At 36.8% G+C, this 25,943-nt stretch carries 29 protein-coding genes and 1 pseudogene; 12 read left to right on the plus strand and 18 right to left on the minus strand.

Annotated elements, in window-relative coordinates:
- Window positions 1–26 precede the first annotated feature (26 nt).
- The 16 genes from O0931_RS09530 to O0931_RS09605 form a co-directional block, all read right to left on the minus strand.
- Window positions 27–1,223, minus strand: a complete 1,197-nt coding sequence (locus tag O0931_RS09530) for a 1-deoxy-D-xylulose-5-phosphate reductoisomerase (RefSeq protein ID WP_269415330.1) — start codon at window positions 1,221–1,223, stop codon at window positions 27–29.
- Window positions 1,224–1,443: 220 nt separating this feature from the next.
- Window positions 1,444–1,821: a four helix bundle protein gene (locus O0931_RS09535; protein ID WP_269415331.1), complete on the minus strand. Its 378-nt coding sequence runs from the start codon at window positions 1,819–1,821 to the stop codon at window positions 1,444–1,446.
- Window positions 1,822–1,878: 57 nt separating this feature from the next.
- A complete protein-coding gene (locus O0931_RS09540; protein ID WP_269415332.1) occupies window positions 1,879–3,426 on the minus strand; it encodes a GH3 auxin-responsive promoter family protein in 1,548 nt (515 codons plus the stop codon).
- Window positions 3,427–3,470: 44 nt separating this feature from the next.
- On the minus strand, window positions 3,471–4,259 hold the full coding sequence (locus O0931_RS09545; RefSeq protein WP_269415333.1) for a hypothetical protein: 789 nt from the start codon (window positions 4,257–4,259) through the stop codon (window positions 3,471–3,473).
- On the minus strand, window positions 4,256–5,224 hold the full coding sequence (locus O0931_RS09550; RefSeq protein WP_269415443.1) for a glycosyltransferase family 2 protein: 969 nt from the start codon (window positions 5,222–5,224) through the stop codon (window positions 4,256–4,258). Before O0931_RS09550 ends, O0931_RS09545 begins: the two co-directional genes overlap by 4 nt.
- Window positions 5,225–5,293: 69 nt before the next feature.
- Window positions 5,294–6,247 (minus strand): glycosyltransferase family 2 protein, encoded by a 954-nt coding sequence (locus O0931_RS09555; protein WP_269415334.1) that lies wholly within the window; start codon window positions 6,245–6,247, stop codon window positions 5,294–5,296.
- Between the two features lie 116 nt (window positions 6,248–6,363).
- Window positions 6,364–6,531, minus strand: coding sequence for a hypothetical protein (locus O0931_RS09560; RefSeq protein ID WP_269415335.1), 168 nt, complete (start codon window positions 6,529–6,531; stop codon window positions 6,364–6,366).
- A gap of 5 nt (window positions 6,532–6,536) precedes the next feature.
- Window positions 6,537–6,791 carry a hypothetical protein gene (locus O0931_RS09565; protein ID WP_269415336.1) on the minus strand — a complete coding sequence of 85 codons (255 nt, stop codon included), beginning with the start codon at window positions 6,789–6,791 and terminating at the stop codon, window positions 6,537–6,539.
- Between the two features lie 348 nt (window positions 6,792–7,139).
- Window positions 7,140–7,712: a DUF4199 domain-containing protein gene (locus O0931_RS09570; RefSeq protein WP_269415337.1), complete on the minus strand. Its 573-nt coding sequence runs from the start codon at window positions 7,710–7,712 to the stop codon at window positions 7,140–7,142.
- A 26-nt stretch (window positions 7,713–7,738) separates the two neighbouring features.
- Window positions 7,739–8,407: a hypothetical protein gene (locus tag O0931_RS09575; RefSeq protein ID WP_269415338.1), complete on the minus strand. Its 669-nt coding sequence runs from the start codon at window positions 8,405–8,407 to the stop codon at window positions 7,739–7,741.
- Between the two features lie 114 nt (window positions 8,408–8,521).
- Window positions 8,522–9,778 carry a dihydroorotase gene (locus tag O0931_RS09580; RefSeq protein ID WP_269415339.1) on the minus strand — a complete coding sequence of 419 codons (1,257 nt, stop codon included), beginning with the start codon at window positions 9,776–9,778 and terminating at the stop codon, window positions 8,522–8,524.
- A complete protein-coding gene (locus O0931_RS09585; RefSeq protein ID WP_269415340.1) occupies window positions 9,775–11,814 on the minus strand; it encodes a BatA domain-containing protein in 2,040 nt (679 codons plus the stop codon). The genes O0931_RS09580 and O0931_RS09585 overlap by 4 nt, the downstream gene beginning before the upstream one ends.
- A 29-nt stretch (window positions 11,815–11,843) precedes the next feature.
- A complete protein-coding gene (locus O0931_RS09590) occupies window positions 11,844–12,023 on the minus strand; it encodes a hypothetical protein (protein WP_269415341.1) in 180 nt (59 codons plus the stop codon).
- The gene (locus O0931_RS09595) at window positions 12,023–12,550 is read right to left on the minus strand and encodes a hypothetical protein (protein ID WP_269415342.1); all 528 of its coding nucleotides are present in this window, start codon (window positions 12,548–12,550) and stop codon (window positions 12,023–12,025) included. Before O0931_RS09595 ends, O0931_RS09590 begins: the two co-directional genes overlap by 1 nt.
- Window positions 12,551–12,567: 17 nt before the next feature.
- On the minus strand, window positions 12,568–12,972 hold the full coding sequence (locus tag O0931_RS09600; RefSeq protein ID WP_269415343.1) for a hypothetical protein: 405 nt from the start codon (window positions 12,970–12,972) through the stop codon (window positions 12,568–12,570).
- An 18-nt stretch (window positions 12,973–12,990) separates the two neighbouring features.
- Window positions 12,991–14,553: a L,D-transpeptidase family protein gene (locus O0931_RS09605; protein WP_269415344.1), complete on the minus strand. Its 1,563-nt coding sequence runs from the start codon at window positions 14,551–14,553 to the stop codon at window positions 12,991–12,993.
- Between the two features lie 275 nt (window positions 14,554–14,828).
- On the opposite strand from O0931_RS09605, the gene hisG reads away from it, so the two are divergent.
- The 11 genes and pseudogenes from hisG to O0931_RS09660 all read left to right on the plus strand — a co-directional run bounded on the left by hisG (window position 14,829) and on the right by O0931_RS09660 (window position 23,824).
- The gene (hisG, locus tag O0931_RS09610; RefSeq protein ID WP_269415345.1) at window positions 14,829–15,680 is read left to right on the plus strand and encodes an ATP phosphoribosyltransferase; all 852 of its coding nucleotides are present in this window, start codon (window positions 14,829–14,831) and stop codon (window positions 15,678–15,680) included.
- A gap of 59 nt (window positions 15,681–15,739) precedes the next feature.
- Window positions 15,740–17,035, plus strand: a complete 1,296-nt coding sequence (gene hisD / locus O0931_RS09615; protein ID WP_269415346.1) for a histidinol dehydrogenase — start codon at window positions 15,740–15,742, stop codon at window positions 17,033–17,035.
- A 60-nt stretch (window positions 17,036–17,095) separates the two neighbouring features.
- Complete coding sequence (gene hisC / locus O0931_RS09620) at window positions 17,096–18,136, plus strand: histidinol-phosphate transaminase (RefSeq protein WP_269415347.1); 1,041 nt, start codon at window positions 17,096–17,098, stop codon at window positions 18,134–18,136.
- A gap of 3 nt (window positions 18,137–18,139) precedes the next feature.
- A complete protein-coding gene (gene hisB, locus O0931_RS09625) occupies window positions 18,140–19,273 on the plus strand; it encodes a bifunctional histidinol-phosphatase/imidazoleglycerol-phosphate dehydratase HisB (RefSeq protein WP_269415348.1) in 1,134 nt (377 codons plus the stop codon).
- 86 nt (window positions 19,274–19,359) lie between these two features.
- The gene (hisH, locus tag O0931_RS09630) at window positions 19,360–19,989 is read left to right on the plus strand and encodes an imidazole glycerol phosphate synthase subunit HisH (RefSeq protein WP_269415444.1); all 630 of its coding nucleotides are present in this window, start codon (window positions 19,360–19,362) and stop codon (window positions 19,987–19,989) included.
- A 92-nt stretch (window positions 19,990–20,081) separates the two neighbouring features.
- On the plus strand, window positions 20,082–20,831 hold the full coding sequence (gene hisA / locus O0931_RS09635; RefSeq protein ID WP_269415349.1) for a 1-(5-phosphoribosyl)-5-[(5-phosphoribosylamino)methylideneamino]imidazole-4-carboxamide isomerase: 750 nt from the start codon (window positions 20,082–20,084) through the stop codon (window positions 20,829–20,831).
- Window positions 20,832–20,921: 90 nt separating this feature from the next.
- Entirely contained in the window at window positions 20,922–21,122 is a 201-nt protein-coding gene (locus O0931_RS09640; RefSeq protein WP_269415350.1) for a hypothetical protein, read from the plus strand.
- A gap of 20 nt (window positions 21,123–21,142) precedes the next feature.
- Window positions 21,143–21,292: pseudogene (locus tag O0931_RS09645) on the plus strand (endonuclease domain-containing protein); the annotation flags it as partial.
- 57 nt (window positions 21,293–21,349) lie between these two features.
- Window positions 21,350–22,150, plus strand: coding sequence for an imidazole glycerol phosphate synthase subunit HisF (gene hisF / locus O0931_RS09650; RefSeq protein ID WP_269415445.1), 801 nt, complete (start codon window positions 21,350–21,352; stop codon window positions 22,148–22,150).
- Window positions 22,151–22,212: 62 nt separating this feature from the next.
- Complete coding sequence (gene hisIE / locus O0931_RS09655) at window positions 22,213–22,836, plus strand: bifunctional phosphoribosyl-AMP cyclohydrolase/phosphoribosyl-ATP diphosphatase HisIE (RefSeq protein ID WP_428982665.1); 624 nt, start codon at window positions 22,213–22,215, stop codon at window positions 22,834–22,836.
- Between the two features lie 88 nt (window positions 22,837–22,924).
- A complete protein-coding gene (locus O0931_RS09660) occupies window positions 22,925–23,824 on the plus strand; it encodes a WD40 repeat domain-containing protein (protein ID WP_269415351.1) in 900 nt (299 codons plus the stop codon).
- Between the two features lie 4 nt (window positions 23,825–23,828).
- Here O0931_RS09660 and O0931_RS09665 read toward each other — a convergent pair whose 3' ends face one another.
- A complete protein-coding gene (locus O0931_RS09665) occupies window positions 23,829–24,548 on the minus strand; it encodes a carboxypeptidase-like regulatory domain-containing protein (RefSeq protein WP_269415352.1) in 720 nt (239 codons plus the stop codon).
- 35 nt (window positions 24,549–24,583) lie between these two features.
- Entirely contained in the window at window positions 24,584–25,369 is a 786-nt protein-coding gene (locus tag O0931_RS09670) for a C40 family peptidase (RefSeq protein WP_269415353.1), read from the minus strand.
- 110 nt (window positions 25,370–25,479) lie between these two features.
- Here O0931_RS09670 and O0931_RS09675 point away from each other — a divergent pair, with 110 nt between their 5' ends.
- Window positions 25,480–25,932: a universal stress protein gene (locus O0931_RS09675; RefSeq protein WP_269415354.1), complete on the plus strand. Its 453-nt coding sequence runs from the start codon at window positions 25,480–25,482 to the stop codon at window positions 25,930–25,932.
- Window positions 25,933–25,943 lie beyond the last annotated feature (11 nt).

Raw genomic sequence — 25,943 nt, forward strand, 5'->3', positions numbered from 1 at the left:
CTAATTATACTATTTTGTGTTAGATGTTAAAATGTACTTTTTGTTACTAATTCGGCCGCTAAGATACGGCTATGTTTGTCAGTTTCTAAATAATCGGTTAATTGTGGCTTTCCAATAAACTTTATATCGTTCATACAGCTTTCAATAACATCACTCATTTGCAGGAAACCTATTTTATCTTTTAAAAAAGCCTCTACAACCACTTCATTTGCTGCATTTAAGATACAGGGCATATTACCGCCTTTTCTTAAGGATTCGAATGCCAAATCCAAATTTCTGAAGGTTTCCATATCGGCTTTCAGGAAGCTAAAGTTTGGGTAATCCAGAAAGTTAAAACGCTTAAAATTGTTTTTTAGCCTGTCGGGGTAATTTAATGCATACTGAATCGGTAATTTCATATCCGGAACGCCCATCTGTGCTTTCATCGAACCATCTGTAAACTGAACTATGGAATGGATGATAGATTGCGGATGAACGATGACATCTATCTGATCAACATCTAAATCAAACAACCACTTTGCTTCAATTACTTCTAAACCCTTATTCATCAACGAAGCCGAATCAATAGTAATTTTAGCCCCCATTACCCAATTTGGGTGCTTTAGCGCTTGTTCTTTTCTTACTGCAGAAAGGAAATGCTTATCCCTGCCTAAAAATGGTCCGCCAGATGCCGTAAGGTATATTTTTTCTATTTCATTCTGCGCCTCGCCGACCAGGCATTGAAAAATTGCGGAATGTTCTGAATCGACCGGAAGAATTTTTACATTATGCTCTATTGCTAGTTTTGTTATCAATTCACCGGCAACAACGAGTGTTTCTTTATTTGCTAAAGCAATGTTTTTACCTGCTTTTATCGCTTCGATAGTTGGCTTTAAACCCACCGAACCCATCAATGCTGTTAATACGATATCGCCTTGCGGATAAGCCGCAGCTTCAGACAAAGCTGCTTCTCCTGCTAAAACCTTAATGTTTAAAGGAGATAATGCTTCTTTAACATAGGAATACTGAGATTCATCGCAGATGACGACAACCTCGGGCTTAAATTCTCTTGCCTGTTGAATTAACAGTTCCGAATTTTTCAGCGCAGATAATACTGAAACTTTAAAGATTGCAGGGTTATCCCGAATAACTTCAAGCGCCTGCGTACCTATACTTCCGGTAGAACCTAATATGGTGATGTGTTTTACAGGTTGCTGTATTGTTATATTTTTTATATTGTTCAATTGTTGTTGTTACTTTTAATAATACGCACTCAATCCGTCATTTCGAGCGCAGTCGAGAAATCTTTGAATTTGTATTTTTGGCTTTCCTGATAAATTAAGCACTCATTTACCTATACTTCCTTTAGAACTTAATAGATGATATTCTTACTAGGTTGCTTTATTGTCATATTGTTCAATTGTTATTCCTCTCGTATTAAAAATTAACTAAGCAAAGACTTAATTAAATCTTTAACCTTTCGTTTGTAAATTTTATCAATTGATGAATTTCCTTCGGCAGGATTTCCAAAATTGAAAAAATCTTTGTGTATGTTTCGTTGTCAATTAATTTTCTAACCCTTGCTTTTTCATTCCAATCCAAACACTCCTTTACCGACCCAAAGCTGTAATAGTAAAACTTTATTTTGTCTTTCTTATGATATCTCCCAAAGCCTTCAGCCAGGTTAGCGGATATCGAATCAATAGCCCTGACAAATTGCTGGCCTATTGTATATTTCGCAAAACTATCCCAGTTCGACGTAAGTTCCCATATCAAATTACTAAGATGAAAGGATTTTTTGTAGGCGGTTATCTGATTCAATTGCAAATAATTCTGTTCCATTTGTTATTGTTTTAAGTTGCAACAGGGAATCATGCAAACAATATAACAATAAAACCATCAAACAATATAATTACTTAGTACGTCCGCCAGCTTCCTGTCATTACTTAATCTTGGCACTTTATTCTGCCCACCCAACTTACCTTCACTTTTCATATAATTTACAAAGGCATCTTTTTGCAAAGTACGAATAATTAACGGCTGCAAAATATTACCTTCAATCAGGTCAAAATAGTAAATATTTTTCTTCTGCAAAGCCTCATCAACCTTTTTACTGAATGCAGCCATATCTGTTGGCGCTGATGAAAATTCGATAAACCACTCATGATAAGGAAGTTTACCTTCTTCAGGATTAACCTGTGGTGCAACCGTAAATTCGGTGATTTTTACATTTTCTTCATTGGCAACGGATAAAAGCGCATGTTCAACCTCTTCGCCAATTACATGCTCACCAAACGCAGATATAAAATGTTTAATCCGGCCGGTAACTACAATTTTATAAGGATTTTTAGAAACAAACTTAACCGTGTCGCCAATACTGTAGCCCCATAAACCTGCGTTGGTATTTAATATCAAGGCATAGTTTTTATTCAACTCAACTTCGCCCAGAAATAGTCTTGTCGGGTTTTCATTATGATATTCATCAGCAGGAATAAATTCATAAAATATTCCGGCATCCGCCAGTAACAGCAAACCTTTATCTTTTTGCGAATCCTGATAAGCAATAAAACCTTCGGAAGCCGGATAGGTTTCAATAGAATCGATTTTTTTACCGATGCTTTGTTCTATTTTTGCCCGGTAAGGCTCAAAATTTACACCACCATAAATAAACAGGCTGAAGTTTTTAAAAACCGCTCCAATCTTTTTGCCCCCGGATTTTTCAGATAACTTATCGAAATACATCTGAACCCAGGGTGGGATGCCCGAAATGAGCGTCATATCTTCATGTATCGTTTCATCAACGATGGCATCAACTTTTTGCTCCCAATCTTCAATAACATTCGTTTGGTAGGAAGGCAGGCGATTTTTCTGTAAATATTTAGGTACATGGTGCGCCACAATTCCGGAAAGGCGCCCAACATTAACACCATTCTTTTCATTCAAAACCGGACTTCCCTGTAAGAAAATCATTTTGCCATTGACAAAGTCAGCTTTCCCGGTTTCGTTGATATAAGTTAGTATGGCGTTACGTGCAGCCTTAATGTGTTCAGGCATCGATTCTTTCGAAAGCGGAATGTATTTTACACCCGATGTTGTGCCCGAAGTTTTCGCAAAATAAAGGGGCTTTCCCTTCCAGAGTACGTCCGCTTCACCTGCAACAACACGGTCGATATAAGGTTTTAAACCCTCGTAATCCTGAACCGGAACATGCTGCTTAAAATCTGAATAGTTTTTTATTTCCGAAAAATGATGATCCTTACCAAAGGCCGTTTGCTTTGCATGATCAACAAGTTTTAAAAGAATTTTTTGCTGAGCCGCAACTGCATTATTCTTCCATTTGCTTATCTGCCAGACTGCAAATGCGGCAAATGGTTTACTTAATGCTGCTTTAAACCCCCAGGCCCCTGAAGGGGGCTTTGCCTTTCTATCGTTTTTATCTATCGCCATTAATTTTTTCTCTGATTTTGAACTTCCCTTTTAGGAGCAGGGGATTAAACGATATTATGCAAAATATCAGGATGTTCGTCGCCTTGATACTCACTCGAAATTTTACGGTAGGCAACGGTTAAGGCAACGCTTGATAGCGGCACGATGATAAATGAACTTAAAATGTTTACCACAAAAGCAACCAATGGCCATTGTAGATAGTTTAGTAATAAGTAGATTAAATATCCTCCGCCTAAAACAACAAGGAGCAACAAAATTTTAGTAAAGTTACCTTTTGTTGTGGCCAGGCTCAATTTAATAGAATCAAATGGTGTACAATTTTTATCGATGATAAAAAACGGAAAGAATGATATTCGTAACCAGGTAATGAAAATCGCAATAATACCAACAGATATCGCAACGTTTTTAACGATTGTTATGTCCAGCCCTGTGTAAATAAATGGAAAAGCGATTAAAATAACCACCAGGTAAACACCAAAAATACAACCCACAAAATATAATGTGGCCACCAGGAAGCGTATAATCTGTTGCCTGGTCGGCAAAGTATCGACAATCTTTACATCGCTTTGTTCATCATCCATTAAATGAAAAATATACTTGAACAACGAAAGATTTAACGTAAAGTAAAGCATGATAAAAATAAATACCATTGCGATACTTAAAACCCTGCTCACATCTTTAATAAAAAAGGCCATTAAACTGGATGCACTGGCAGTTATAAACATTAAAAAACATAACGTAGCTATAGAGAAATAATGTTTTTTTGTAATACCCCAAGCCTTTTGGATTACATCGTTAACAGCAAAAGTGCTTTCTTTTAAATAGTTTATCATTGTTGTTTAAATACCACTCTTTTAAATAAATCCTGTATAAATCCTAAGCCATAAGCTGTTAATTGGATAAACGAAGATATAATACTCAAAAATGCAACTTTTAACGATTTATTCACTGACCATGAATGAAAAAATATCAACAAAAAGAACATTAGCAATATAAAATCACCAATAGCGCCTAAAGGCCAATAGAATATGTTGCAGAGGATTGTAAATATAAATCCAACTGTAAATACCGCAGGAAAAAAATGGACCAGCTTTAATTCTTTAGGAAAGTGTTTATAAATATTGATTCTTGCCCGGCCAAAAAAATGAAGTTGCTTATAAAACTGACTGAAACTTGTCCGTCTTTTATGGTAGACTTTAGCTTCCGGAATTAAGCCGATTTTAAAACCGTTCTCATGAATACGAATGCTATACTCAATATCTTCACCTAATCGGGTTAAAATAAAGCCGCCAACTTTTTCCCAAACCTGTCGGGAAACGCCCATATTAAAACTACGCGGATGAAACTGACCGACATGTTTCTTATTGCCACGGATACCTCCGGTGGTAAACGGTGATGTCATGGCATAACTGATTGCCTTTTGAACAGGCGTAAAGCTATCGTGGGCAGCATCTGGGCCGCCATAGGCATCTAAATCGTGTTCATAAAGATAGTTTTTAACAATTTCGAGGTAATTGTGAGGGATTAAACAATCCGAATCGAAGATTACGAAATAATCTCCCTTTGCTTTTTCAAAACCAAAATTTCGGGTAAAACCCTGCCCTTCGTTCTGTTTGTAGAAGTATTTAACATCGAGTTTATTAGCATAGCTTTCTACAATTGATTTTGCATCTTCTTTAGAACCATCTTCAATAACCAAAACCTCAAACTGTAAATAAGTTTGTTTAGTCAACGTGTACAAGAGTTCGTTAATTTCCTGCGGACGATTATAAAGCGGAATGATGATGGAGAAAAACATATTGGAGATGGAAAAGGGAAAATGTAAGATGTACGATGGGCAATCCATTTTACATCTTACATTTTACATCTATTTAAGTTCTTTTTCGATTAAATACTGATTTCGCTCAGGTGCGTTTCTCGTAACTAATTCTGCTACAAAACCTGTTAAAAACATTTGCGATCCAACTACGATTGCAACCAGGGCAATGTAAAACAATGGTTGATCGGTAATTTCTCTTTTATATGGAATATGGGCTGCAATATGATAAAGCTTTACGCCAATCATCCATAATGACATGAACGTTCCGATTAGGAAACTTAATACACCCAAAGTTCCAAAAAAGTGCATCGGGCGTTTACCGAATTTACCCACAAAGAATATTGAAAGTAGATCTAAAAAGCCATTAATAAATCTGCTGAAACCAAATTTAGTGGTTCCATATTTACGGGCTCTGTGTTCTACAACCTGCTCTTCTATTTTAGTAAAACCAGCCCATTTCGCAATTACAGGAATATAGCGATGCATTTCCCCGTATACTTCGATGGTTTTAACTACATCACTTCTGTACGCTTTTAAGCCACAATTGAAATCGTTTAACTCAATTCCGCTCATTTTTCGGGTAGCAGCATTGAATAATTTTGTAGGAATGGTTTTAGTAATCGGATCGTAGCGTTTCTTTTTCCAGCCGGAAATTAAATCGAGTTTTTCTTCTTTAATACGGCGATACAGTTCAGGTATTTCATCAGGACTATCCTGTAAATCGGCATCCATTGTAATGATAACATCACCTTGTGTAGCTTCAAAGCCAACGTTTAATGCAGCTGATTTACCATAATTTCTTCTGAACTTGATGCCCTTAATTGCATCATTCTGCAATTTTAAAGCTTCAATAACTGCCCAGGATTTGTCTGTACTACCATCATCGACCAAAATAATTTCATAGCTGAAATTATTTTCATCCATCACTTTAGCAATCCAGGCGGTTAATTCCGGCAGCGATTCATCTTCATTAAATAAGGGTACTACAACTGATATATCCATCTTTAAGATTTAAACCTCATAGGTTTTTAAAACCTATGAGGTTTGTTCAAAATAAAACGTGCAAATTTCATCAAATTAAATGATAAAACTTGCACGTTAAAAATTTTTGATCTGTATTATAATTTTATGTCTTTAGCGTTTACCTGTACAATTTTTCCATGGTCAGAAAAAATAAAAACGCCATCGTTTTTCTTTTTGTAAGCAACCAACTTCTTAAAGGTTAACTCCATTCCCTTACTTATTTTTTCATGAAGGATTTCTAATGTCATTATCTTTTCACTCATAGTCATTATTTTAATTTAGCCCACGATTCATTATCAAAGATAATCATTTCATTTTTCTTTCCTTCCGCAATAAATTTTAGCCCGGCAGAATTATTTAATGCAAACCAAAAATCTACTGCTTGAATGAATAGCTTTAAATTCTGTATACCTTTAAAGTACCTTCTCCTAATTACATCTTCCGGGATGCTATGTCCACCTTCTGATACACGTATTTTTACACGCTCGATGGCCAATTCTACATCATTAAGCCAAAAGAACAAAAGTGTAATTTGATAGCCAGATTCTTTTGCTCTTATTATAGTGTTAAGGTAAGACTTAGTTGTAAGTGTTGTTTCTATCGCAAAATCTGCTGATTATTTAGTAGTTCATCAATTCGATTGAGCATTATTTACCAGCTTGTATAGCAACACTTTCTGGATTAAAAGGAGAAATCCCACGTGCAATTTCATCAGCATTTACAAATTCCCTGTAATTTAACATTTCAGGTAGAACGGTGAATAATGCAGTTGTTTTACCGGCACCATTACAAACAGAAATGATATAAAAATTGGGAATTTAGAATTGTATACAAATTAAAACTTGCACGTTGGAAATTTTATGTTTTGTTACTAAGCTTCCTGCTCAGGCATTGTATTGAATACTACCGGCGCTTTCTTCTTTAAAATTGCGGCGAGAATTAAAGCAAGCACACCATACATTGCAATCGATACACCAAAACTCGTAAATGAATTTTTAAACGTTGGTGTTAATTTTTCCTGCATATTACCTGCTTTTGCCATAGCCTCGTCTATTTGCTCAGAAGCCATACCGAATTTTTCCATCATGCTTCTTTGTGATTCTTCAATAGCTGCAGCGGCTTTGGCTGGCAAATCAGGGTCGATTAATGTCATTAATATAACATTGTATAATACCGAAGTAATGGCCAAAATTAATGCTATTATTAAAAATGACTTAAAAGCCTCACCAAATGTCCAATACCCACCAATTTCTTTCCGGATGCTTATTCCAGAAAAAACAAGCAAAGCGATGAAAATAATCAGAATTATAAACGGTAATGCAAAATTGGTATAAAGCATTACAGGATTTATAAAATACAGCGTTAACGAAATTACAATTGAAACTGCTGCAAGTATAAAACCATATTTTAGGGATAATTTGGTAATTAAAGTGCTCTTGTCCATGTTGTTGAATTTTTAGTTTAGTTTGTTTAGTTATTAATAGTAGTTATTAATATATAAGTAGCAGAATCGAACGATTTGTTACGGCTAAATTGAATTAATTCTTTTATCGTCTCCGCACTACCCTCTGTATCAAGGAAAAAAGCCATAAACGGAACGAATAAATCTTTCATTTCTTCACTTACATTTAAAGTCTCTGCAGTTTTACAAATTTCTTCTATACTACTTTCAGCCAATTGCTGATTGCTGATTAATTCTTCATAAATTTCAAATTCATCCTGAAATTCATCGTCTTCAACTAATAAAAATTCTTTCAGGAAATCACCTAATTCCGGATCCAGATCCTCATCATGACATTCTTTTATATACAAAAGCAGGTTTAAAAGTTCAGTTCCTCTATCAATGGTTTCTTCTTCAATATTTGCCCACTCATCACTTTCAAGGTAATCGTCTTCCAGCTTCTGAACATCACTGCTGAAGAAATTTACCATTAACAAATCGAAGAAAATTTCTCTTAATTCATCAAATTTTGGGTACGAATCGAAAACGGCATCAAAAGCAGTTGCTTTATCTAAGAAATTAACATCAAGCTCAAAAGCAGCAATTAATTCTGTCTGAAAACTGCCGGCTTCAACTTTTTCTGTTTCAGCATATCTGTTTATTGCGGCGCTCAGCGCTTTTTTAACTCTATTATCCATTTTGTTAGTATCAAGTATTTAGTATCAAGTATCAAGACATGGCAAATTGCTGTAACCTTTTTATATTGGGTTTCAGCTTTAGCCTTTCTGCCTTATTCTTTCAGCTTTAGTCTTTCAGCTTTCGTGGTATTGATTGTTGTTAAAAACTAAAGTTACTTTCCCGACAAGTTCAGTTCCTAAAAGCGGACTGTTTGCCGACTTGGAAAGGTTACTTACTGCGTTATATACCCATTTTTCATTAGGGTTATAAATGGTAAAATTAGCTTCCTGTCCTTCTTCAATTACCGGAATATTTAAATTTAATAATTTGCGTGGGTTAATTGCTAATTTTTCTGCGATTAAGCTTGCATCTAATCCGGCTTTTAGTAACAGTGGCAGAACAGTTTGCAAGGCAATAATGCCATAATGTGCAATTTCGAATTCCACATTTTTAAATTCAATTTCTTCAGGACGGTGTTGAGATGTAATTGCATCAATTGTTCCGTCTTTTAAGCCGGCGATTAGGGCTTTTACATCATTTTTACTTCGTAAAGGTGGTTTCACCTTGTAATTGCTATCGAAATCGGCTAAGAGTTCTTCGGTAAACACCAAATGATGTGCCGTAACATCGCATGAGATTTGAACACCATCTTTTTTTGCCTTGCGAATTAAAGCAACTGAGCCAGCCGTCGAAATGTTGCTGATGTGAATTTTGGTTTCATTGTATGAAGCTAAAAAAATATCTCTTGCTATATGCATTTCTTCGGCCAAGGCAGGCAAACCTTTCATCCCTAAAAGCACGGAGTTTTTGCTTTCATTTATCTGCGATTTACCGGCAATCGATTTATTTTCGGGGTATACCATTACCAAGGCATCAAAACCTTTGGCGTATTGTAAAGCACGACTCATAAAACCATCATCCTGCAAGGCTTTATCTCCATCAGAAAAAGCAACAGCACCTGCTTGCTGCATATCAAAAAGCTCTGCAAGTTCTTTCGCCTCGCGATTTTGACTTAAAGCTCCAATCGGATAAACATCAACTAAATTATTTTTTGCCTTGTTGATAATATATTCAACCTGAGATTTTGATTGTACAACCGGACTTGTTTGAGGCAATAATGCCAAACCTGTAAATCCCCCGGCTTTGGCGGTTGCAGTTAAAGTTTGAATATCCTCTTTAGTTTCGAAACCCGGATCGCCGGCAACACAATTTAAATCGAAAAACCCAGGCGTTAAAAATGCACCTTCAGCATCAAAAACGGTTTCGTTTTTTTCGGCTGATAAATTACCTATGCTTTGGATTTTTCCATCAACTACCCGAATATCGCCTGGCTGTTTATTAAATTTACTCTGCGGGTCGGCAATAGTTACATGCTTTACAAGGAGATTCATATTGTTCTTTTTGTGTTATTAAAAAATCGGATGAGCAGGATTTCTGCTGCAATAAAAATCAGCGACAAAATTAGACAAAGTTTCCATAAAGTTTGCCCGATTTTATTTGCCCCTGAAACCAGCCTAACTGCATCTTTATCGGTATCGTAAATTTTCAAGTTGTTTTTCCCGGCCAGATTATCAAGTTCAGTTCTACTTAAATAATGCATATCAGATTCAGATCTGCCATTATTAAAACTGTAGACCGCAAGTAAGGAATCGGTGAGGGTTAAACTGTAAAAACCCGGTGCTTTTACCTGATCGGCAACATAAATAAGCGTTTTGCCTTCAACTTGTCTGACTTCAGGAATGGCTTCAAAATTTTTCGAACTGAGCTTTAGCGTCTGGTTTTTACCTAAAGTGATGTATTTACTTTTTAAAGTAGTTTCATTTCCGATAGTGTAGTACAAAGCATCTTCGCTGCCACCGCTCAATGCTAACCGATACATTAAAGGCACAAAAACCGGATGGCGGGCGAAATTTCCATCTGCGGTATTTAAACCACTTGCCGATAAGTAAACAGAACCATTGCCGATTCCAAATTTCGAAAAAAATGATTTCCCGCCGGGTAAACTCAGTATTGCCTCTTTATTTGCAGAATTGCTTTCTATGAAGTTGAAATAACGATTCGCAGATGGTAAATCCAGATTCTTCGGAATCTCTTCAAAAACAGTCCTGAATATTGGATTTTGCAAATCTATTTTATCAACCTTGCTGGCGGTTGTGTTTAAGTTTTGAATAACCGGCAGTGATAAGCCACTTAAAAAAGCGTTATAAGTTTGAACATCTGCATCTAAATCAGGAAATATAGCTACTGTCCCACCCGCCTTTAAGTATGTTTTTAATTGTTGGGCTAAACCGCTTGATGGATTTTTCAATCCATTAAGTACGATTAAACCATAATTTGAGAAACTGCTATAGCTTACATTACTTTCCACATTTTCCGTGAGTTTGTAATAATTATCAGCCGCAAACAGCGCCTTTATATAATTTCCGCTATTTACACCACTTATACTTAAAACCGGAAAACTTGTATCAACCTTAAAGCTGAAAGAAAGGGAATCATCAAAAGTAACCGGGAAATCTTTAATACTCAAAAGTCCCTTTTGCCACCCCGGCTTTAAGCCTGAAAAATTCAAAGTATCTCTTTTAATTTTCCCTGCTGGAATAGTAGCCGAACTTAAAGCTTTCTGTTGGTTATTAAAGGTAAGTTTTAAAGGAATATTTACAGCGTCTTCTTCAGAATAATTTTTCACCTGAACAACCAGCCTTTCATTTGCCCCGGGTTGGTGGTTTGGTGAAAGTGACCACACACTGTCGACTGCAACATTTGCCAGCGTGGCTGCATTAAGCTTTAAAAAAGAATATTGAATATCAGGTTTGGTTTCCAGCTTTTTGTTTGTGGCAATGTTTTTTTGAAAATCGCTGATCAGAAAACTGTATTTATTTGCTGAGCCTGTAAATACATTTCCCTGTCTGTTTAAAATTTGCTGGAGATTTCTATTTGAAGGCGATATTTTCACATCTTCAAGTGCTTTCAAAAACGCTTCCTGATTTAATAAGCGTTGGTGTTTACCTTCAAAGTCGTTGGTTAATAATTGAAACCTGTCATTTAAACCAAAACCTTTTATCAGTTCTTTTGCACGTCTTTTAGCCTCATCAAGCAAATTACCATCCTTATTAACCGCTTCCATACTATAAGAATTATCTATATAGATACTTACGGTATTATTTAATGAAGATGTTTTTTGGTTGCTTAAAGGAATATAAGGTTGGGCGAAAGCGATAACTAAAAAGATTATGGCTAAAATTCTCGATAAAAGAATAAGCAGATTTTTAAGCTTCTCTTTCGATGAATTTTGCTGTTCTACTTCTTGTAAAAGCTGAACATTAGAGAAATAAACCTTTTTAAATTTTCGGAAATTGAATAAATGAATGATAACCGGAATTGCGACCGATAATAGTGCGAAAAGAAAGCCCGGATAAAGGAAATTCATTAAAAACCAAAGATAGGAAAATTATGGATTCAGCTATGGAAAACCTTTTTTTTATCGATAATATTACCAATAGGCACTGGTTTAATATTATCCCAAAATTTATAAAGAGATTCATTATCTACCAACATTTGGCGCAATCTTTCTTTTGGTTCTTTTGAAAGCCATAATTTAAGTTGCATTTCTTTAATATGATCTGATGTATCTTTCATTATTTAAAAAGATTAAATGTTGCTAGTTTCAGAATTTTCACCCACTTATTAATATAATCCCAATCTAAGGTTTCCAATTCTGCAAGATTTTTAATATCATTAACTTGAATGGCAGATTGCAACACTTGAATCCAAATTAGTTTAGATATTAATAAATCTTCAACAGTAACCAAATATACTGATTTTCCAAAGTATTCCATCTCAACTCTTCTGTTAAATTCCTCTTGTCGAAATTCTTCATTCTTCAAAATAACAAAATCTGCTTTATACCCTGATGCATGGTCAATAATATTGAATAGACTTTGTTGCTTAATTGCATCCTTTACAGAATTTACATTACAATAATATCCATCCTGAAAATTTGAAACAAAAGCATCAACATCCTTTGGTTGTAAATGAATTATAAAATCGAAATCCCGGGTAGCTCTTGGAACGATGTAAACCCCCATAGCAATGCTTCCGGAAAGCATATACGGAATATTGTTCCCATTGAGAACGTCTACAATTTTATTAAAGAAAGAAAGCATTAGTTATATCATGTTGATTAATAAGTAAACCCTGGAAACTCTATGTTCACTATTTTCCAGCTTTCATTATGCAAAGCAAAATATAATTTAAATGGTCCGCTTACAATTTTCGATTGTTTTTGAATCACATCACGATAACCCGCAACGCCCTCTACAAAGCCCATTCCCTTTCCCTTGTTTAGTAACTCGAAATTCACATCGATGATATCATATCTGCCGCCAACATATTCATCAGATTGACCAAAAATCCCCTTTAACCTACTCACGATAACATCTTTGCCAACTACTTTATTTCCAGGAAGGATAAAAAAATCATTCAACTCTTCTGTAATCGACTTCGACTGCTTAAACCATGAGTTGATAAACCGAATGGCACAATTTACGATGTCAGCTTGATGGTTAAAAGTGGTGTTATCCTGCATTCCGCAAATCTACAGCTTCTATCTAAACTTTTTCATAGCTACCCAAAGTTTCTCATCCATTGCATACACATCAGGGCGGTATTCAATTTTATCGTTTTGTGGCCAGGCGGTAAAGTAAGTGATCAATAATGGAACCGCTTTCTTTGGTCCGAACCAGGCTGGTTTTAATTGAAAAGATTTTAAAGTATCCGCTTTCTTGGCCATACGCTTGCGATACCAATTCATATGTGTGGTATCAACTGGCAGCATATCCACTTCAACCCTTAATTTATCATAAGTGTATGCATCATTCAGCAGTTTTTCGGCAAATTCCAATGGTTTTTCAACACGTACACAACCATGGCTAATTGCCCGGTTTGTTAAGTTGAAGCCATTTTTATTATTTGTATCGTGCAAATAAATACTTGAACCATTATCAAAAATAAATTTGAATTTCCCTAAAGCATTTCCCCCGCCCGAACCCTGTTTAAATTTAAATGGCAATTTATCTCTTGAATATTTATTCCAGTTTATGGTATCCGGTTCGCCAATCAATTTACCTTTATAGTAAACGTTGATATTACTGTTCGACAAATAATAAGGATCTTTTCTGGCCATCCAGTAAATTTCACTTTGTGCAATGCTCACCGGAATGTTCCAGATTGGGTTTGCCTGTATCGAGTTAATTTTACTAAATAACAAAGGCGTTTCATGGTTCTTTGGTTTATCATCCAAATTACCCGACTTAGCGAAGGCTTTAAGCTTATCCTCATAGCCATCTTCACGTTTTCCACCTACACAAACTTTCATTGATATTACAGTATCCAGTTTATCAAACCAGGTAAGTTTAAAATCAGGAATATTAACCTGGATATAATTATCACCTGTTTCCGGCATTTTCCAACGGAAACGCTCCATATTCAACGATAAAATTCGTTTTTCATTGGGGTTGTTTGAGCCGAGATAAGCTTCCTGCAGACCTTTGTATTGTGCTGATTTAGGCTGAACCGCATTCAAAGTATCAACAAGACTCTCGGACGCCAGTAATTTAGACATACTTAAACTATCCGGACGTTTAACTTTAATATAATATCTGGAAAAAATATTGCGGGGATTTACAACGCCGAACTTTAGGAAATTAGTGTAATTCAGATAAGCATTTGCACTTAAAATTTCGAGTTTTGCTAGGACAGGATAAGCCTCATCAACTTTCTTAAATTTATTTTCACCGAGTTGTTGAAGTAAATCTTTTACCTCATCGGTATTAAAAATTTTAGGATTTAAGCCATGAACTGTGCTATTCTGTAAATAACCGGCAAGAGAATCTAATTCACCATTGACGTAAAACCTGGTTACAAATCTTGGTTCATCGTTATTAGCTGCATAAAATGCTTTAATCGTTTTTGGATTGATGAAATTATTTGAAAGCTCATCCATAGTTTTCACAAAAACACTGTCGTAAGCTACAGTATCGAAATCTTTATAAATCTTATTTTTGAAATGTTCAGCCAATACCTTTCCAATTTCAGGCGGCGATTTAAACCAATTACAGGCGGAAATGAACAGAATAACAGAAATTATTAGAAAGCGGAAGTATTTCAAAACGTAAAAATTTAATACAAAGTAATTATTTGGAACCTTAAAAACACGATAAAGGCAAATTAAGTGCCATTATTTTTTGATTTACCAATTGTATCTTTATATTTGCCAGCGCTTATCAGCTAAAGTATTGATACTGGCATAAATAATTTATGAAATTAACTTTGAACCATCACTTACATTTGCACCATCGCCAATAGGCGATATGATATGTTTGTTTTGTACTTCAAAACTTTTTTTCCGTAAAATTATTTCTTGTTCATTCTATATTCAATACTTTGAAAACACTTAAAATTGCTATCCAGAAATCGGGTAGGTTAAACGAAAAATCCGTAGAAATATTAAAAAATTGTGGTCTTTCTTTCGAAAACTATAAGAGCTCTTTAATATCAACCGTTCAAAATTTTCCACTGGAAATTCTTTTTCTTCGTGATGATGATATCCCCGAATACGTTCAGGATGGCATTGCCGATTTAGGCATTGTTGGAGAAAATGTGATCACCGAAACCAAAGCCGGTGTAGAATATCTACAACGCCTGGGCTTTGGAAAATGCACGCTGAAAATCGCTGTTCAAACAGGAAGCGAAATCCAAAAATTGGAAGACTTAAATGGCAAAGCAATTGCTACGTCATATCCCGTAATTCTCGAAAAATTCTTAACCGAAAAAGGCATAAAATCTGACATCAGAACCATCTCCGGTTCGGTAGAAATTGGTCCGGGTTTAGGCTTGAGTGATGCGATTTTCGATATCGTTTCTACAGGCGGAACTTTAAAGAGTAACGGACTAAAACCGTTCGCAGATGTGATGCAATCGGAGGCGGTTTTGATTGGAAATAAATCGATATTAGACAACCCTGAAGTTGCAGAATTACTGCAGAGAATTCGTTCGGTTTTGAGCGCAAAATCTAATAAATATGTGGTGTTGAACGTATCGAAAGATAACCTGCAAAAAGTTGTTGATTTGTTGCCGGGTGTTAAAAGTCCGACGGTGGTTCCGTTGTTCGAACCGAACTGGGTTGCCGTTCATTCTGTAATTGCTGAAGAAGATTTCTGGGATAAAATTAACAGTCTGAAAGCTGCCGGCGCAGAAGGAATATTGGTGATGCCAATCGAGAAAATTATTACTTAAAACAAGTCAAAAACATTTAAATTCACATTAACTATTAGTTAATTTTAAATTATAAAACATTGAAAGTCTATAATTATAAAGATTTATCTGAATCAAAAATTGAGGAACTGTGTTCGCGACAGATTGAAGATGATAAATTGGTTGAAGAGCGTGTTGCAGACATCATCAAAACGGTAAAAAATGATGGTGATAAAGCACTGATTAATTTTGCAAAAGCATTTGATAAGGTAACATTAGAAAAGCTTTACTTAGATGCGGAGGAATTGAAAAGTATTGCAGCAACCATTCCGGCCGATGCCAAAAAAGCAATTGAAACAGCTTATCAGAACATTAAAGTTTTCCACCAGTCTCAATTAAAAAATGAAGACAAAATAGAAACCATGCCTGGGGTGATTTGCTGGCGGGAATCGAGGGCAATTGAAAAGGTAGGCCTTTATATCCCGGGCGGAACAGCAGTTTTACCGAGCACTTTTCTAATGCTTGCTACACCGGCAACAATCGCCGGTTGCAAAGAAATTGTGGTTTGTTCGCCTCCGCAAAGTGATGGTAAAACAAACTGCTACCTGGCTTATTGCGCCGTGCTTTTAGGTATCGAAAGAATCTACCTGATTGGAGGCGCACAGGCTGTCGCCGCTATGGCATTTGGAACCGAAACCGTACCGCAGGTTTATAAGATTTTTGGCCCTGGCAATCGCTATGTAACAACTGCCAAAACGATGGTTCAAAACAAGGTGGCAATTGATATGCCTGCTGGTCCATCGGAGGTTTTAGTAGTTGCTGACGAGACTGCCAATCCGTCATTCGTGGCTGCAGACCTACTCGCGCAAGCCGAACATGGAACTGATAGTCAGGCAATTTTAGTTTCTACTTCTAATGAAATCATAGAAAAAACGCTTTTAGATGTTGAAAATCAGCTATCTATACTTCCGAGAAAAGAGATCGCAGCCAAAGCAATAGAAAATTCCTATGCTGTCTTAGTGGAAAATTTAAGCGAAGCAATGGTTTTTTCGAATGCGTATGCGCCTGAACACCTGATTTTAGCAACGGAAAATTTTGAATCCCTTATCCCTTTGATAATCAATGCCGGATCGGTATTTTTAGGAAACCTTACGCCGGAAAGTGCAGGTGATTATGCCTCGGGAACGAACCATACTTTACCAACAAGTGGCTTTGCTAAAGCATATTCAGGTGTTTCAACTGATGCTTTTCTTAAGAAAATTACTTTTCAGCACCTGTCATCCAAAGGATTAAATAACATTGGCACCACAGTTGAAACACTTGCAGCAGCCGAGGGCTTACAAGCGCACAAAAACGCAATAACGGTTAGATTAAAAACACTGGAAGATTTAAAGTAGAAGTTTAAGGCAGCATGCCCATCCTTTTACCTTTTACCCCTTTTACCTTTTACCTTAAAAATGGACATAAACGATTTAGTTAGAGAAAATATAAAAAACCTTAAGCCGTATTCTACCGCAAGGGATGAGTTTAAGGGACAAGCATCGGTATTTTTAGATGCAAACGAGAACAGTTATGGTTCTCCCCTACCCGCAAATTACAACCGCTACCCCGACCCTTTGCAATTGGATTTGAAAGATGCCATCAGTAAAATCAAAGGTGTTCCGATTGAAAATACCTTTTTAGGCAATGGTAGTGATGAGGCCATTGATTTGTTGTTCCGTGCCTTTTGTAATCCCGGAAAGGACAACGTAATTGTATTGCCGCCGACCTACGGCATGTATGAAGTTTCGGCAAATATAAATGATGTAGAAATTCGAAAAGTGAGCTTGCTACCGAACTTCCAGTTAGACATGGAAAAGATTGCAGAAACTATTGATAAAAACACGAAATTAATCTTCATTTGTTCGCCAAATAATCCGACGGGAAATTCAATAAATCGTGAAGACATCGAAACGATCTTAGCCAACTTTAATGGCATCGTTGTGGTTGATGAAGCTTACATAAATTATGCCCGCCAGAAGACCTTTATTCAGGAGTTGACAGAGTACGCAAACCTCGTTGTTTTGCAAACTTTTTCCAAGGCTTGGGGGCTCGCTGCTTTGCGTTTGGGAATGGCATTTTCTTCGCGAAAAGTGATTGATGTTTTGAACAAAATTAAACCACCTTACAACATCAATCAGGCTACTCAGGATTTAGCTTTCGAGGCGCTAAAAAATATCGATCAGGTTAATGCATGGATTAAAGAATCTGTTGCCGAAAGAGAGCGGCTTTCTATCGATTTAAATGCACTGAATATCGTCACAAAAGTTTATCCATCCGATGCCAATTTTATATTAGCTGAAGTGACTGATGCAACTAAAATTTACAACACTTTGGTTGAAGAGGGAATCATTGTTCGCGACCGTTCGAAAGTGACTTTATGTGAAGGTTGTTTAAGAATTACCGTCGGAACCAAAGAAGAAAATGATAAGCTGTTAACCATTCTGAAAAATTTTTAAAAGATGAAGAAAGTATTATTTATCGATCGCGACGGAACTTTAAATATCGAACCTGATGATGAGCAGGTAGATAGTTTTGCGAAACTAAAATTTTATCCCCGCTCCCTGTATTACCTTTCGAAAATTGCGACAGAAATGGATTACGAACTGGTTATGGTAACCAACCAGGATGGATTGGGAACACCGTCAAATCCCGAAGAAAATTTCTGGCCTATTCATAATTTCATGTTGGATACTTTCGCCGGCGAGGGTGTAAATTTCAGCGAAATTATAATCGACAGGACTTTTGCAAAAGACAACGCGCCTACCCGCAAACCCGGTACGGCTTTGTTGACAAAATATTTGAGCGGCGACTACGACCTGAAAAATTCGTATGTAATTGGCGACAGATTAAATGATGTGGTTTTGGCGAAAAATTTAGGTGCGAAAGCAATTTTTCTTCGCCAGAATGATGCACTCGGTTCTACTGAGGCTTTAGATAAGCACGAAACATTATTAGATATCATCATCCTGGAAACACAGAAATGGGAGGCTATTTACAACCTGCTTAAAGCCGGAAGTAGAAAAATAAACCATGTTCGCAAAACCAATGAAACCGATATTACCATCAATTTAGATTTGGATGGTACCGGAAAAGCAAAAATCGAAACGGGTTTAAACTTTTTCGATCACATGCTCGACCAGATTGCCAGACATGGAAGTGTCGATTTGGAAATCATTGCCAAAGGCGATTTACATATCGATGAGCACCATACCATTGAAGATACAGGAATTGCATTAGGTGAAGCTTTTGCTAAAGGCTTAGGCAATAAACTGGGTATCGAACGTTATGGTTTCTGTTTACCAATGGATGATTGCCTGGCGCAGGTTGCAATTGATTTCGGTGGCCGTAACTGGATAGTCTGGGATGCCGAATTTAAACGGGAGAAAGTTGGCGATATGCCTACAGAAATGTTTTACCACTTTTTCAAATCGTTCAGCGATGCGGCAAAATGTAATTTAAATATTAAAGCCGAGGGTGATAACGAACATCATAAAATTGAAGCTATATTTAAAGCTTTCGCAAAGGCGATAAAAATGGCGATTAAACGTGATGCGGAGAAAATGGTATTGCCGAGTACAAAGGGGCTACTATAACCCCCCAGCCCCCTGAAGGGGGAGCTAAAAGAGCCTAAATAATTTTGAACATGAGTGATATGAAAGCTGACATTAAGCTACCTAATATGAACAATAGAAATTCAACTCCCCCTTCAGGGGGCGGGGGGGTTGGAATAGTAAATTACGGTGCCGGCAATATTTTCTCTTTAACTGCAGCTTTAGAGCGTTTAAATGTGCAATATGGTATGGTAAACACCGAGTCTGACTTGGAAAAATATAGCCACATCATTATCCCGGGCGTTGGCCATGCTGGTGCAGCAATGGAAAAATTGAAACACACCGGCTTAATTAGCGCAATAAAAGCTTTAGAAAAACCGGTTTTAGGAATATGTGTTGGCATGCAGCTGATTACCGAGCATTCAGAAGAAGGTGATGCAAAGCTCCTGAACATTGTTCCTGTTAAGACTAAAAAATTTGATAAGTCGTTGAATATCAAAATTCCACATATGGGTTGGAACGCCGTGCAGCACAAAAACAATTTGCTATTTAAAGGTGTTGAAGATAATGCACAATTTTACTTTGTTCATTCGTACTTTATTGAATATAACCCTACTTTTGACATCGCCTCTGCTAATTACGGACTGAAATTTTCGGCAGCGGTGCAAAAGGATAACTTTTACGGCGTTCAGTTCCACCCAGAGAAATCGGGTAGAGCCGGTGAACAGATATTAAAAAACTTTGCAAATCTGAGTTAATTAATTAAAATGCTTAAATAAACCCCGCTTGATACTAGATACTTGATGCTAGATACTTGATACTTTATACCTGATACTTTATACTTAAAAAAATGTACATAATTCCTGCTATTGATATTTTGGATGGAAAGGTTGTTCGTCTGCGTGAAGGCGACTATAACCAGAAAACTGAGTATGACGTTTCTATCGCTGATATGATAGAAAAATACCGTTCAAACGGAACCGATTTCATCCATATAATTGACTTGAATGGCGCAAAAGGTGATTTCAGCAACCAGAAATCACTGTTCGAAATCATTAAGAAAACTGAAATGAAAGTACAGTACGGAGGCGGAATCCGTACGATTGAGCAGGTAACGAATTTACTTGATGCAGGAATCCACCGTGTAATCGTGGGTACACAAGCAATTACCAATCCCGATTTCTTGCAGCAGTTGAGTGAAGCGTTTGCGAAAAAAGACAACTATGCAAACCGTATTGTTATCGCCATTGATGTTTTGGATGAAGTGATTAAATACTCCGGCTGGATGGAAAGTTCGCCAATTAAATTAATGGATTACGTTGATAAATGCCTGGCTTTAGGTTTTTTCCGGTTCTTGTGTACGGATATCAGCAAAGATGGAAAATTAGGCGGCGCAGCCATTGATTTATATAAAAAACTGCTGGAGCATTCTCCGATGATTAAATTAATTGCCTCAGGTGGTGTAAGTTCGATGGATGATATTTACGAACTGGCTAAATATCCGATTAGAAGTGTGGTGGTTGGAAAAGCAATTTATGAAGACAGAATTACCATCGAAGAAATTAAAGAATGGAATTTGAAAGCTTTGAGTTCAATTTAACCCCCCACCCCCCTAAAGGGGGAGCTACTAGCGAGGTGGAAATGCAAGCGTAAATACTAACCATCAAAATAATTTTATATTCAACAAAACATGAATAATGGAAAGACAAAGCCCCCTTTAGGGGGTTGGGGGTTAAAAGACGATGATTTTGATTTTTTGCAGGTTAACGAGCCAAAGATGTTTTATGGCGCATCGAATATTATTTTTGAAAATGCTAAGCAGTTAAGAAACCGATTAACAGAATCTGAAAAATATTATGGGAATATATTAAGGAAAAGAAACTTGGAGTAAAATTTAGGAGACAACATCCTATCTCTTTTTTTATCGCTGATTTTTATTGCCATGAGAAGAAAATAATCATCGAACTAGATGGCGACATCCACGATGTAAAAGAAATTTTAGAGAATGATTTAAAACGACAGGCTGCAATTGAAGCTTTTGGAATAAAGGTTATTAGATTTAGAAACGAAGAAATTTATAAAAACATAAACATTGTTTTGGACAAAATAAATGAAGCCATGCAGGCTGAGCAATTTGTAGTTCCCCCTTTAGGGGGCGGAGGGGGTTTATCAAAACGTATCATCCCATGCCTTGATGTTAAAGACGGTCGCACGGTAAAAGGTGTAAACTTTGTTGATTTACGCGACGCTGGAGATCCTGTAGAATTGGCAGCTCAATATGCGCAGCAAGGTGCAGACGAACTGGTTTTTCTGGATATTACGGCTACTCACGAACGTCGTAAAACCATGATAGAAATGGTTAAGTCAGTTGCCCGTCAACTGAATATTCCATTTACCATTGGCGGTGGAATAACAGAACTGGCAGATGCAGAGGCTTTATTAAATGCAGGTGCGGATAAAATCAGTATTAATTCTGCAGCCGTCAGAAATCCAAACCTGATTGAAGAACTGGCAAAAGCATTTGGTGTTCAGTTTGTGGTTTTAGCCGTCGACACTAAATTTGTTGATGGAAAAAACATGGTCCACTTAAATGGCGGAAGATTAATTACGGAACTGGAAACCGAAACCTGGATAAAACAGGCGGAGGATTTAGGTGCAGGCGAAATCTTATTAACTTCCATGGACCATGATGGCACTAAAGCGGGTTTTGATTGCGGTTTACTCAGCAAAGTAAATCAAATGATTAACATCCCGATTATTGCATCGGGCGGTGCAGGTAGCATGGAACATTTTACAGAGGTTTTCCAAAAAGCGAATGTTGATGCTGCGTTGGCCGCATCGGTATTTCATTACGGCGAAATTCTGATACCTGATTTAAAACAAGAGTTGAAGAGGAATCATATTCCGGTTAGAATATAAACCCCTAAATCTATTAAAGGGGACTTTGCCTCTTGATGGGGTAAAGCGTAAATAAATAAAAAATGATTGAAAATAAAATAGATGTAAGCCTGGTAGACTTTGGCAAAACTCCCACTTCAGGGGGATGGGGGGTCCCGGTGATTATTCAGGATTATAAAACTTTAGAGGTTTTAATGCTGGGTTATATGAATGCTGAAGCTTTAGAAAAAACCCAGGCAGAAGGCAAAGTAACATTTTTCTCACGCTCTAAAAATCGCCTTTGGACTAAGGGTGAAACCAGCAACAACTTTCTTTACGTTAAAGAACTTTTTATTGATTGTGATAACGATACCATCCTGATTAAAGCAGATGCTGCCGGACCAACCTGCCATACCGGCAGCCGTAGTTGTTTTAAAACGGAATTTAACCAGAACTTTATTTTCGAATTGGAGAACATCATTACCGACAGGTACGAAAATCCTGTCGAGGGTTCTTACATCAACAAAATGCGCAGCAAAGGTTTGAATAAAATCGCCCAGAAAGTTGGAGAAGAAGGCGTAGAAACTGTAATCGCCGCATTGGCAGAAACTGAAGAAGAGTTAATTGGAGAAGCATCTGATTTAGTTTTCCACCTATTATTTTTGTTGAAAGAAAAAGGCTTGTCTATTCAGGATATTGCAAAGAAACTAGAAAGTAGACATCAATAAAGTTACGTGTTATGGGTTGCGTGTTGCGGGGCAAATTGCCCAATCTAAATCCTGACCTATAACTCGTAACAGGCAACTTACAACTCAAATGCTTAAACACCTAAAAACCCTTTCCGGCCATCAAAACCCTGTATACGCTTTAGCCAATTCAGATAAAACTGAAACATTTTTCAGCGCCGGAAATGACAAAGGCGTTGTAGAGTGGTCGCTGGCAACGATGGCTTTTGTGAAAGTCAAAATGCCGGTGCAGAGTTCTGTTTATTATCTGCACTATTATAACAATCAATTATTTGTTGGCGAACGTAGCGGTGCCTTTAGTGTTTACGATTTTAATGCGCAAAAAGTAATTACGCGAATTAATGCGCATACCAAGCCCATTTTCAACATTCAGGTTGTAAAAAGCAAAAATGAACTTTTAACGACAGGTGAAGATGGAACAGTGGCCGTTTGGTCATTAAATGATTTTAGTGAAGTTTATCGCTTTCAAGCGGCTTACGATACTGTTCGGGCAATTGCAATTTCTATTGATGAAACCGAAATTGCTTTCGGCTGTAAAGATCATTTAATTAAAATTTATAACCTCGCTGATTACAGCGTCAAACAAAATTTAGATAGCCATTCTTTGCCGGTTACCTCGTTAGCTTATCATCCCACCGGAAAATATTTAATTTCCGGAAGCAGAGATGCGCAACTGAAAATCTGGAGCTTACCAACTTACGAGCTGCTGCAAACCATTCCGGCGCATATGTTTACGGTTTACGACATCGCTTTCCATCCTACACTCCCCTATTTTGCAACAAGCAGTCAGGATAAAAGCATTAAACTTTGGGACTCAGAAAATTTCAAACTTTACAAAATTTTAAGTTTAGAGAAAGCAGGAATTGGTCATACGCATTCCATCAATAAAATGATGTGGAGCAATGATGGCAGGTATTTAATTTCTACGGGTGATGACAGACAGGTGATGATTTGGGCGATGGAGTTGTAACATTTTATCCATTCAAAAATTGAGAAATTTTTTCAAAAAACGTTGGTTGCTTTATAATACCCAGGCCTCCTAAAATGTATCTACCTGCCTTTAAACGAATTAGAATTGTATCCTTCTCAGACAAATTTACTTTTACATCTTGACTTTCATAGCCAATATATCTTAAATCCAGCACAATATTTTTTTTGAATTTATTTCTATCTAAAACAATTTCAAATTTACCTTCTTTATCGGTAATAGCCCCAATCGACAAACCTTTTACCTTTATACTTGCACCAATTATCGGCGTTTTTTCATCTTTATCGATCACCGTTCCTCTTATCGTTACTAGGCCTGTCTCTGGCCTTTCGTGAACTATACCTTTAAACGATTTATTACTATAACCTTGAGCGATAGGATAAGATTTAATATGAATTGCATGAGTTGGTTTAGGAAAACTTAATAATGCAATTAAAGATGCGGCAACTAAACCCGGTTTAAATCCTCCGATCGAAAAATTTGATTTGGCAGCAATAACACGGTTAAGTTGCGCTGGCCTAAATCTACCACAGCTTTTACCTTGATCTTTGGCAAACCAGTTTTTTAATTCAACATCCGAAAATTGTGTAAAATCAACAACTGACTTTTGGCATGAAGTACAAAACTTACCGTTCTTATGATCTTGCATACCTGCCCATTGCTGTGCACAAGGATCATTAATTGTTATTTTAAAAGAAGTTGCCATAAAATTTATTTTATACCATGATGCAACTTTGATCTTTATTCCACAAACCTTTTTATAATTCTCAATTTGTGAGTGTACCTACCCAACTCTTTATTAAAAATTCCCTGGTCGTCTATTGGATCTATCCTTACTTTACCGGATGCATGAATGATTTCATCGTTGCTCATCATAATGCCGACATGGGTAATTTTACCTTCCGCGTTGTCGAAAAAAGCCACATCACCAGCCTTACATTCTGCCAAAAAACCAACCAATTCGCCTTGTTCTGCCTGTTGAGCGGCATCTCGATTTAGCTTAATATTTAGAAGCTTGAACACGGTTTGTGTAAAACCGGAGCAATCCAAACCGAAAACATTTTTCCCACCCCATAAATAAGGAATATTCTGAAAAAACCTGCAAGTTGAGACAATGTCCTGCTCAAAATTTGCTTTTTCTGCATCGTGAGGTTCAAAAGTTACTTCAAACTTTTCATCACCGGTAAAGCAAAAACCAGCCTTATAAAAAGGAAGGTTACTGCCGGCACTTAAATGATACAAACTACCATCAGCAGCCTTTAAAACATTGTTATAACTTAAGGGTGCAAATAACCTGCAATCGTGCATATCAGCAAACTCATTCTGGGAAATCGGTGCCAACTGCTTATAATCCATCCACCCTTCATAACCGTCATAGCCATTTTGTACCAGCCACCAGCGCTCTTCTTTCTGAATAATTTCAACATGGTCTCCAAATAATAACTGCGACACGATTTCTGCCTTATCCGATGCATCAGCTCTTAACGGCGCAATAGCTACCCTGCAAATACCATATTGATTTTCCATTCTTTTACTCGATTGAATTATGCTATAAAACTAATAAATTACATTGGGCCACTAACATTTTGCATGCAAATTTGTTATTTTTATGATGATAACATTTAAATCTGCTCACCATGAACTTTAAGAAAATATTAATTGCTGTTGATAACAGCACCTGTTCCGAAAAAGCTGCTAAAGCAGGTTATGAAATTGCCGGAAAATTTGGTGCTGAGGTAGCGTTGGTAAATATCATCGAACCGATTCCCGCAAATGTTAATCCTGATTTAACCTTAGCGCCGGTATTCTTAGAAACCTATGATAACAGTGAAGAAAACAGCCACATTCTGTTAAAAGAAATGGAAAGTAAGTTTTCTAACGGCATTACAACAGTCTATTTAAGTGTTGTTGATACCGCCGCCCACGGAATTATTCAACAATCTGACGAGTGGGGTTCTGACCTCATCGTAATCGGAACTTATGGCAGAACCGGTTTGTATCACTTTTTAATGGGAAGTGTTGCAGAACATGTTGCGCGTAAATCAGCTTGTCCTGTCTTAATTATACCGAACAAAAGCGATATTGATTAATAATTTTTGTT

It is taken from the genome of Pedobacter rhodius, from assembly GCF_027213645.1.
GTDB lineage: Bacteria > Bacteroidota > Bacteroidia > Sphingobacteriales > Sphingobacteriaceae > Pedobacter > Pedobacter rhodius.

Bases quoted from the DNA above. Each gene is read 5' to 3' on its own strand.
- hisB (WP_269415348.1), top strand. From the start codon at position 18,140: ATGAAGAAAGTATTATTTATCGATCGCGACGGAACTTTAAATATCGAA.
- O0931_RS09575 (WP_269415338.1), bottom strand. From the start codon at position 8,407: ATGGATAATAGAGTTAAAAAAGCGCTGAGCGCCGCAATAAACAGATAT.
- O0931_RS09675 (WP_269415354.1), top strand. From the start codon at position 25,480: ATGAACTTTAAGAAAATATTAATTGCTGTTGATAACAGCACCTGTTCC.
- O0931_RS09585 (WP_269415340.1), bottom strand. From the start codon at position 11,814: ATGAATTTCCTTTATCCGGGCTTTCTTTTCGCACTATTATCGGTCGCA.
- O0931_RS09545 (WP_269415333.1), bottom strand. From the start codon at position 4,259: ATGATAAACTATTTAAAAGAAAGCACTTTTGCTGTTAACGATGTAATC.
- O0931_RS09600 (WP_269415343.1), bottom strand. From the start codon at position 12,972: ATGCAGGATAACACCACTTTTAACCATCAAGCTGACATCGTAAATTGT.
- O0931_RS09590 (WP_269415341.1), bottom strand. From the start codon at position 12,023: ATGAAAGATACATCAGATCATATTAAAGAAATGCAACTTAAATTATGG.
- hisA (WP_269415349.1), top strand. From the start codon at position 20,082: ATGTACATAATTCCTGCTATTGATATTTTGGATGGAAAGGTTGTTCGT.
- hisF (WP_269415445.1), top strand. From the start codon at position 21,350: ATGCAGGCTGAGCAATTTGTAGTTCCCCCTTTAGGGGGCGGAGGGGGT.
- O0931_RS09640 (WP_269415350.1), top strand. From the start codon at position 20,922: ATGAATAATGGAAAGACAAAGCCCCCTTTAGGGGGTTGGGGGTTAAAA.
- hisIE (WP_428982665.1), top strand. From the start codon at position 22,213: ATGATTGAAAATAAAATAGATGTAAGCCTGGTAGACTTTGGCAAAACT.
- O0931_RS09580 (WP_269415339.1), bottom strand. From the start codon at position 9,778: ATGAATCTCCTTGTAAAGCATGTAACTATTGCCGACCCGCAGAGTAAA.
- O0931_RS09595 (WP_269415342.1), bottom strand. From the start codon at position 12,550: ATGCTTTCTTTCTTTAATAAAATTGTAGACGTTCTCAATGGGAACAAT.
- O0931_RS09570 (WP_269415337.1), bottom strand. From the start codon at position 7,712: ATGGACAAGAGCACTTTAATTACCAAATTATCCCTAAAATATGGTTTT.
- O0931_RS09665 (WP_269415352.1), bottom strand. From the start codon at position 24,548: ATGGCAACTTCTTTTAAAATAACAATTAATGATCCTTGTGCACAGCAA.
- hisC (WP_269415347.1), top strand. From the start codon at position 17,096: ATGGACATAAACGATTTAGTTAGAGAAAATATAAAAAACCTTAAGCCG.
- O0931_RS09550 (WP_269415443.1), bottom strand. From the start codon at position 5,224: ATGTTTTTCTCCATCATCATTCCGCTTTATAATCGTCCGCAGGAAATT.
- O0931_RS09660 (WP_269415351.1), top strand. From the start codon at position 22,925: ATGCTTAAACACCTAAAAACCCTTTCCGGCCATCAAAACCCTGTATAC.
- O0931_RS09540 (WP_269415332.1), bottom strand. From the start codon at position 3,426: ATGGCGATAGATAAAAACGATAGAAAGGCAAAGCCCCCTTCAGGGGCC.
- O0931_RS09555 (WP_269415334.1), bottom strand. From the start codon at position 6,247: ATGGATATATCAGTTGTAGTACCCTTATTTAATGAAGATGAATCGCTG.
- O0931_RS09535 (WP_269415331.1), bottom strand. From the start codon at position 1,821: ATGGAACAGAATTATTTGCAATTGAATCAGATAACCGCCTACAAAAAA.
- O0931_RS09670 (WP_269415353.1), bottom strand. From the start codon at position 25,369: ATGGAAAATCAATATGGTATTTGCAGGGTAGCTATTGCGCCGTTAAGA.
- hisH (WP_269415444.1), top strand. From the start codon at position 19,360: ATGAACAATAGAAATTCAACTCCCCCTTCAGGGGGCGGGGGGGTTGGA.
- O0931_RS09560 (WP_269415335.1), bottom strand. From the start codon at position 6,531: ATGAGTGAAAAGATAATGACATTAGAAATCCTTCATGAAAAAATAAGT.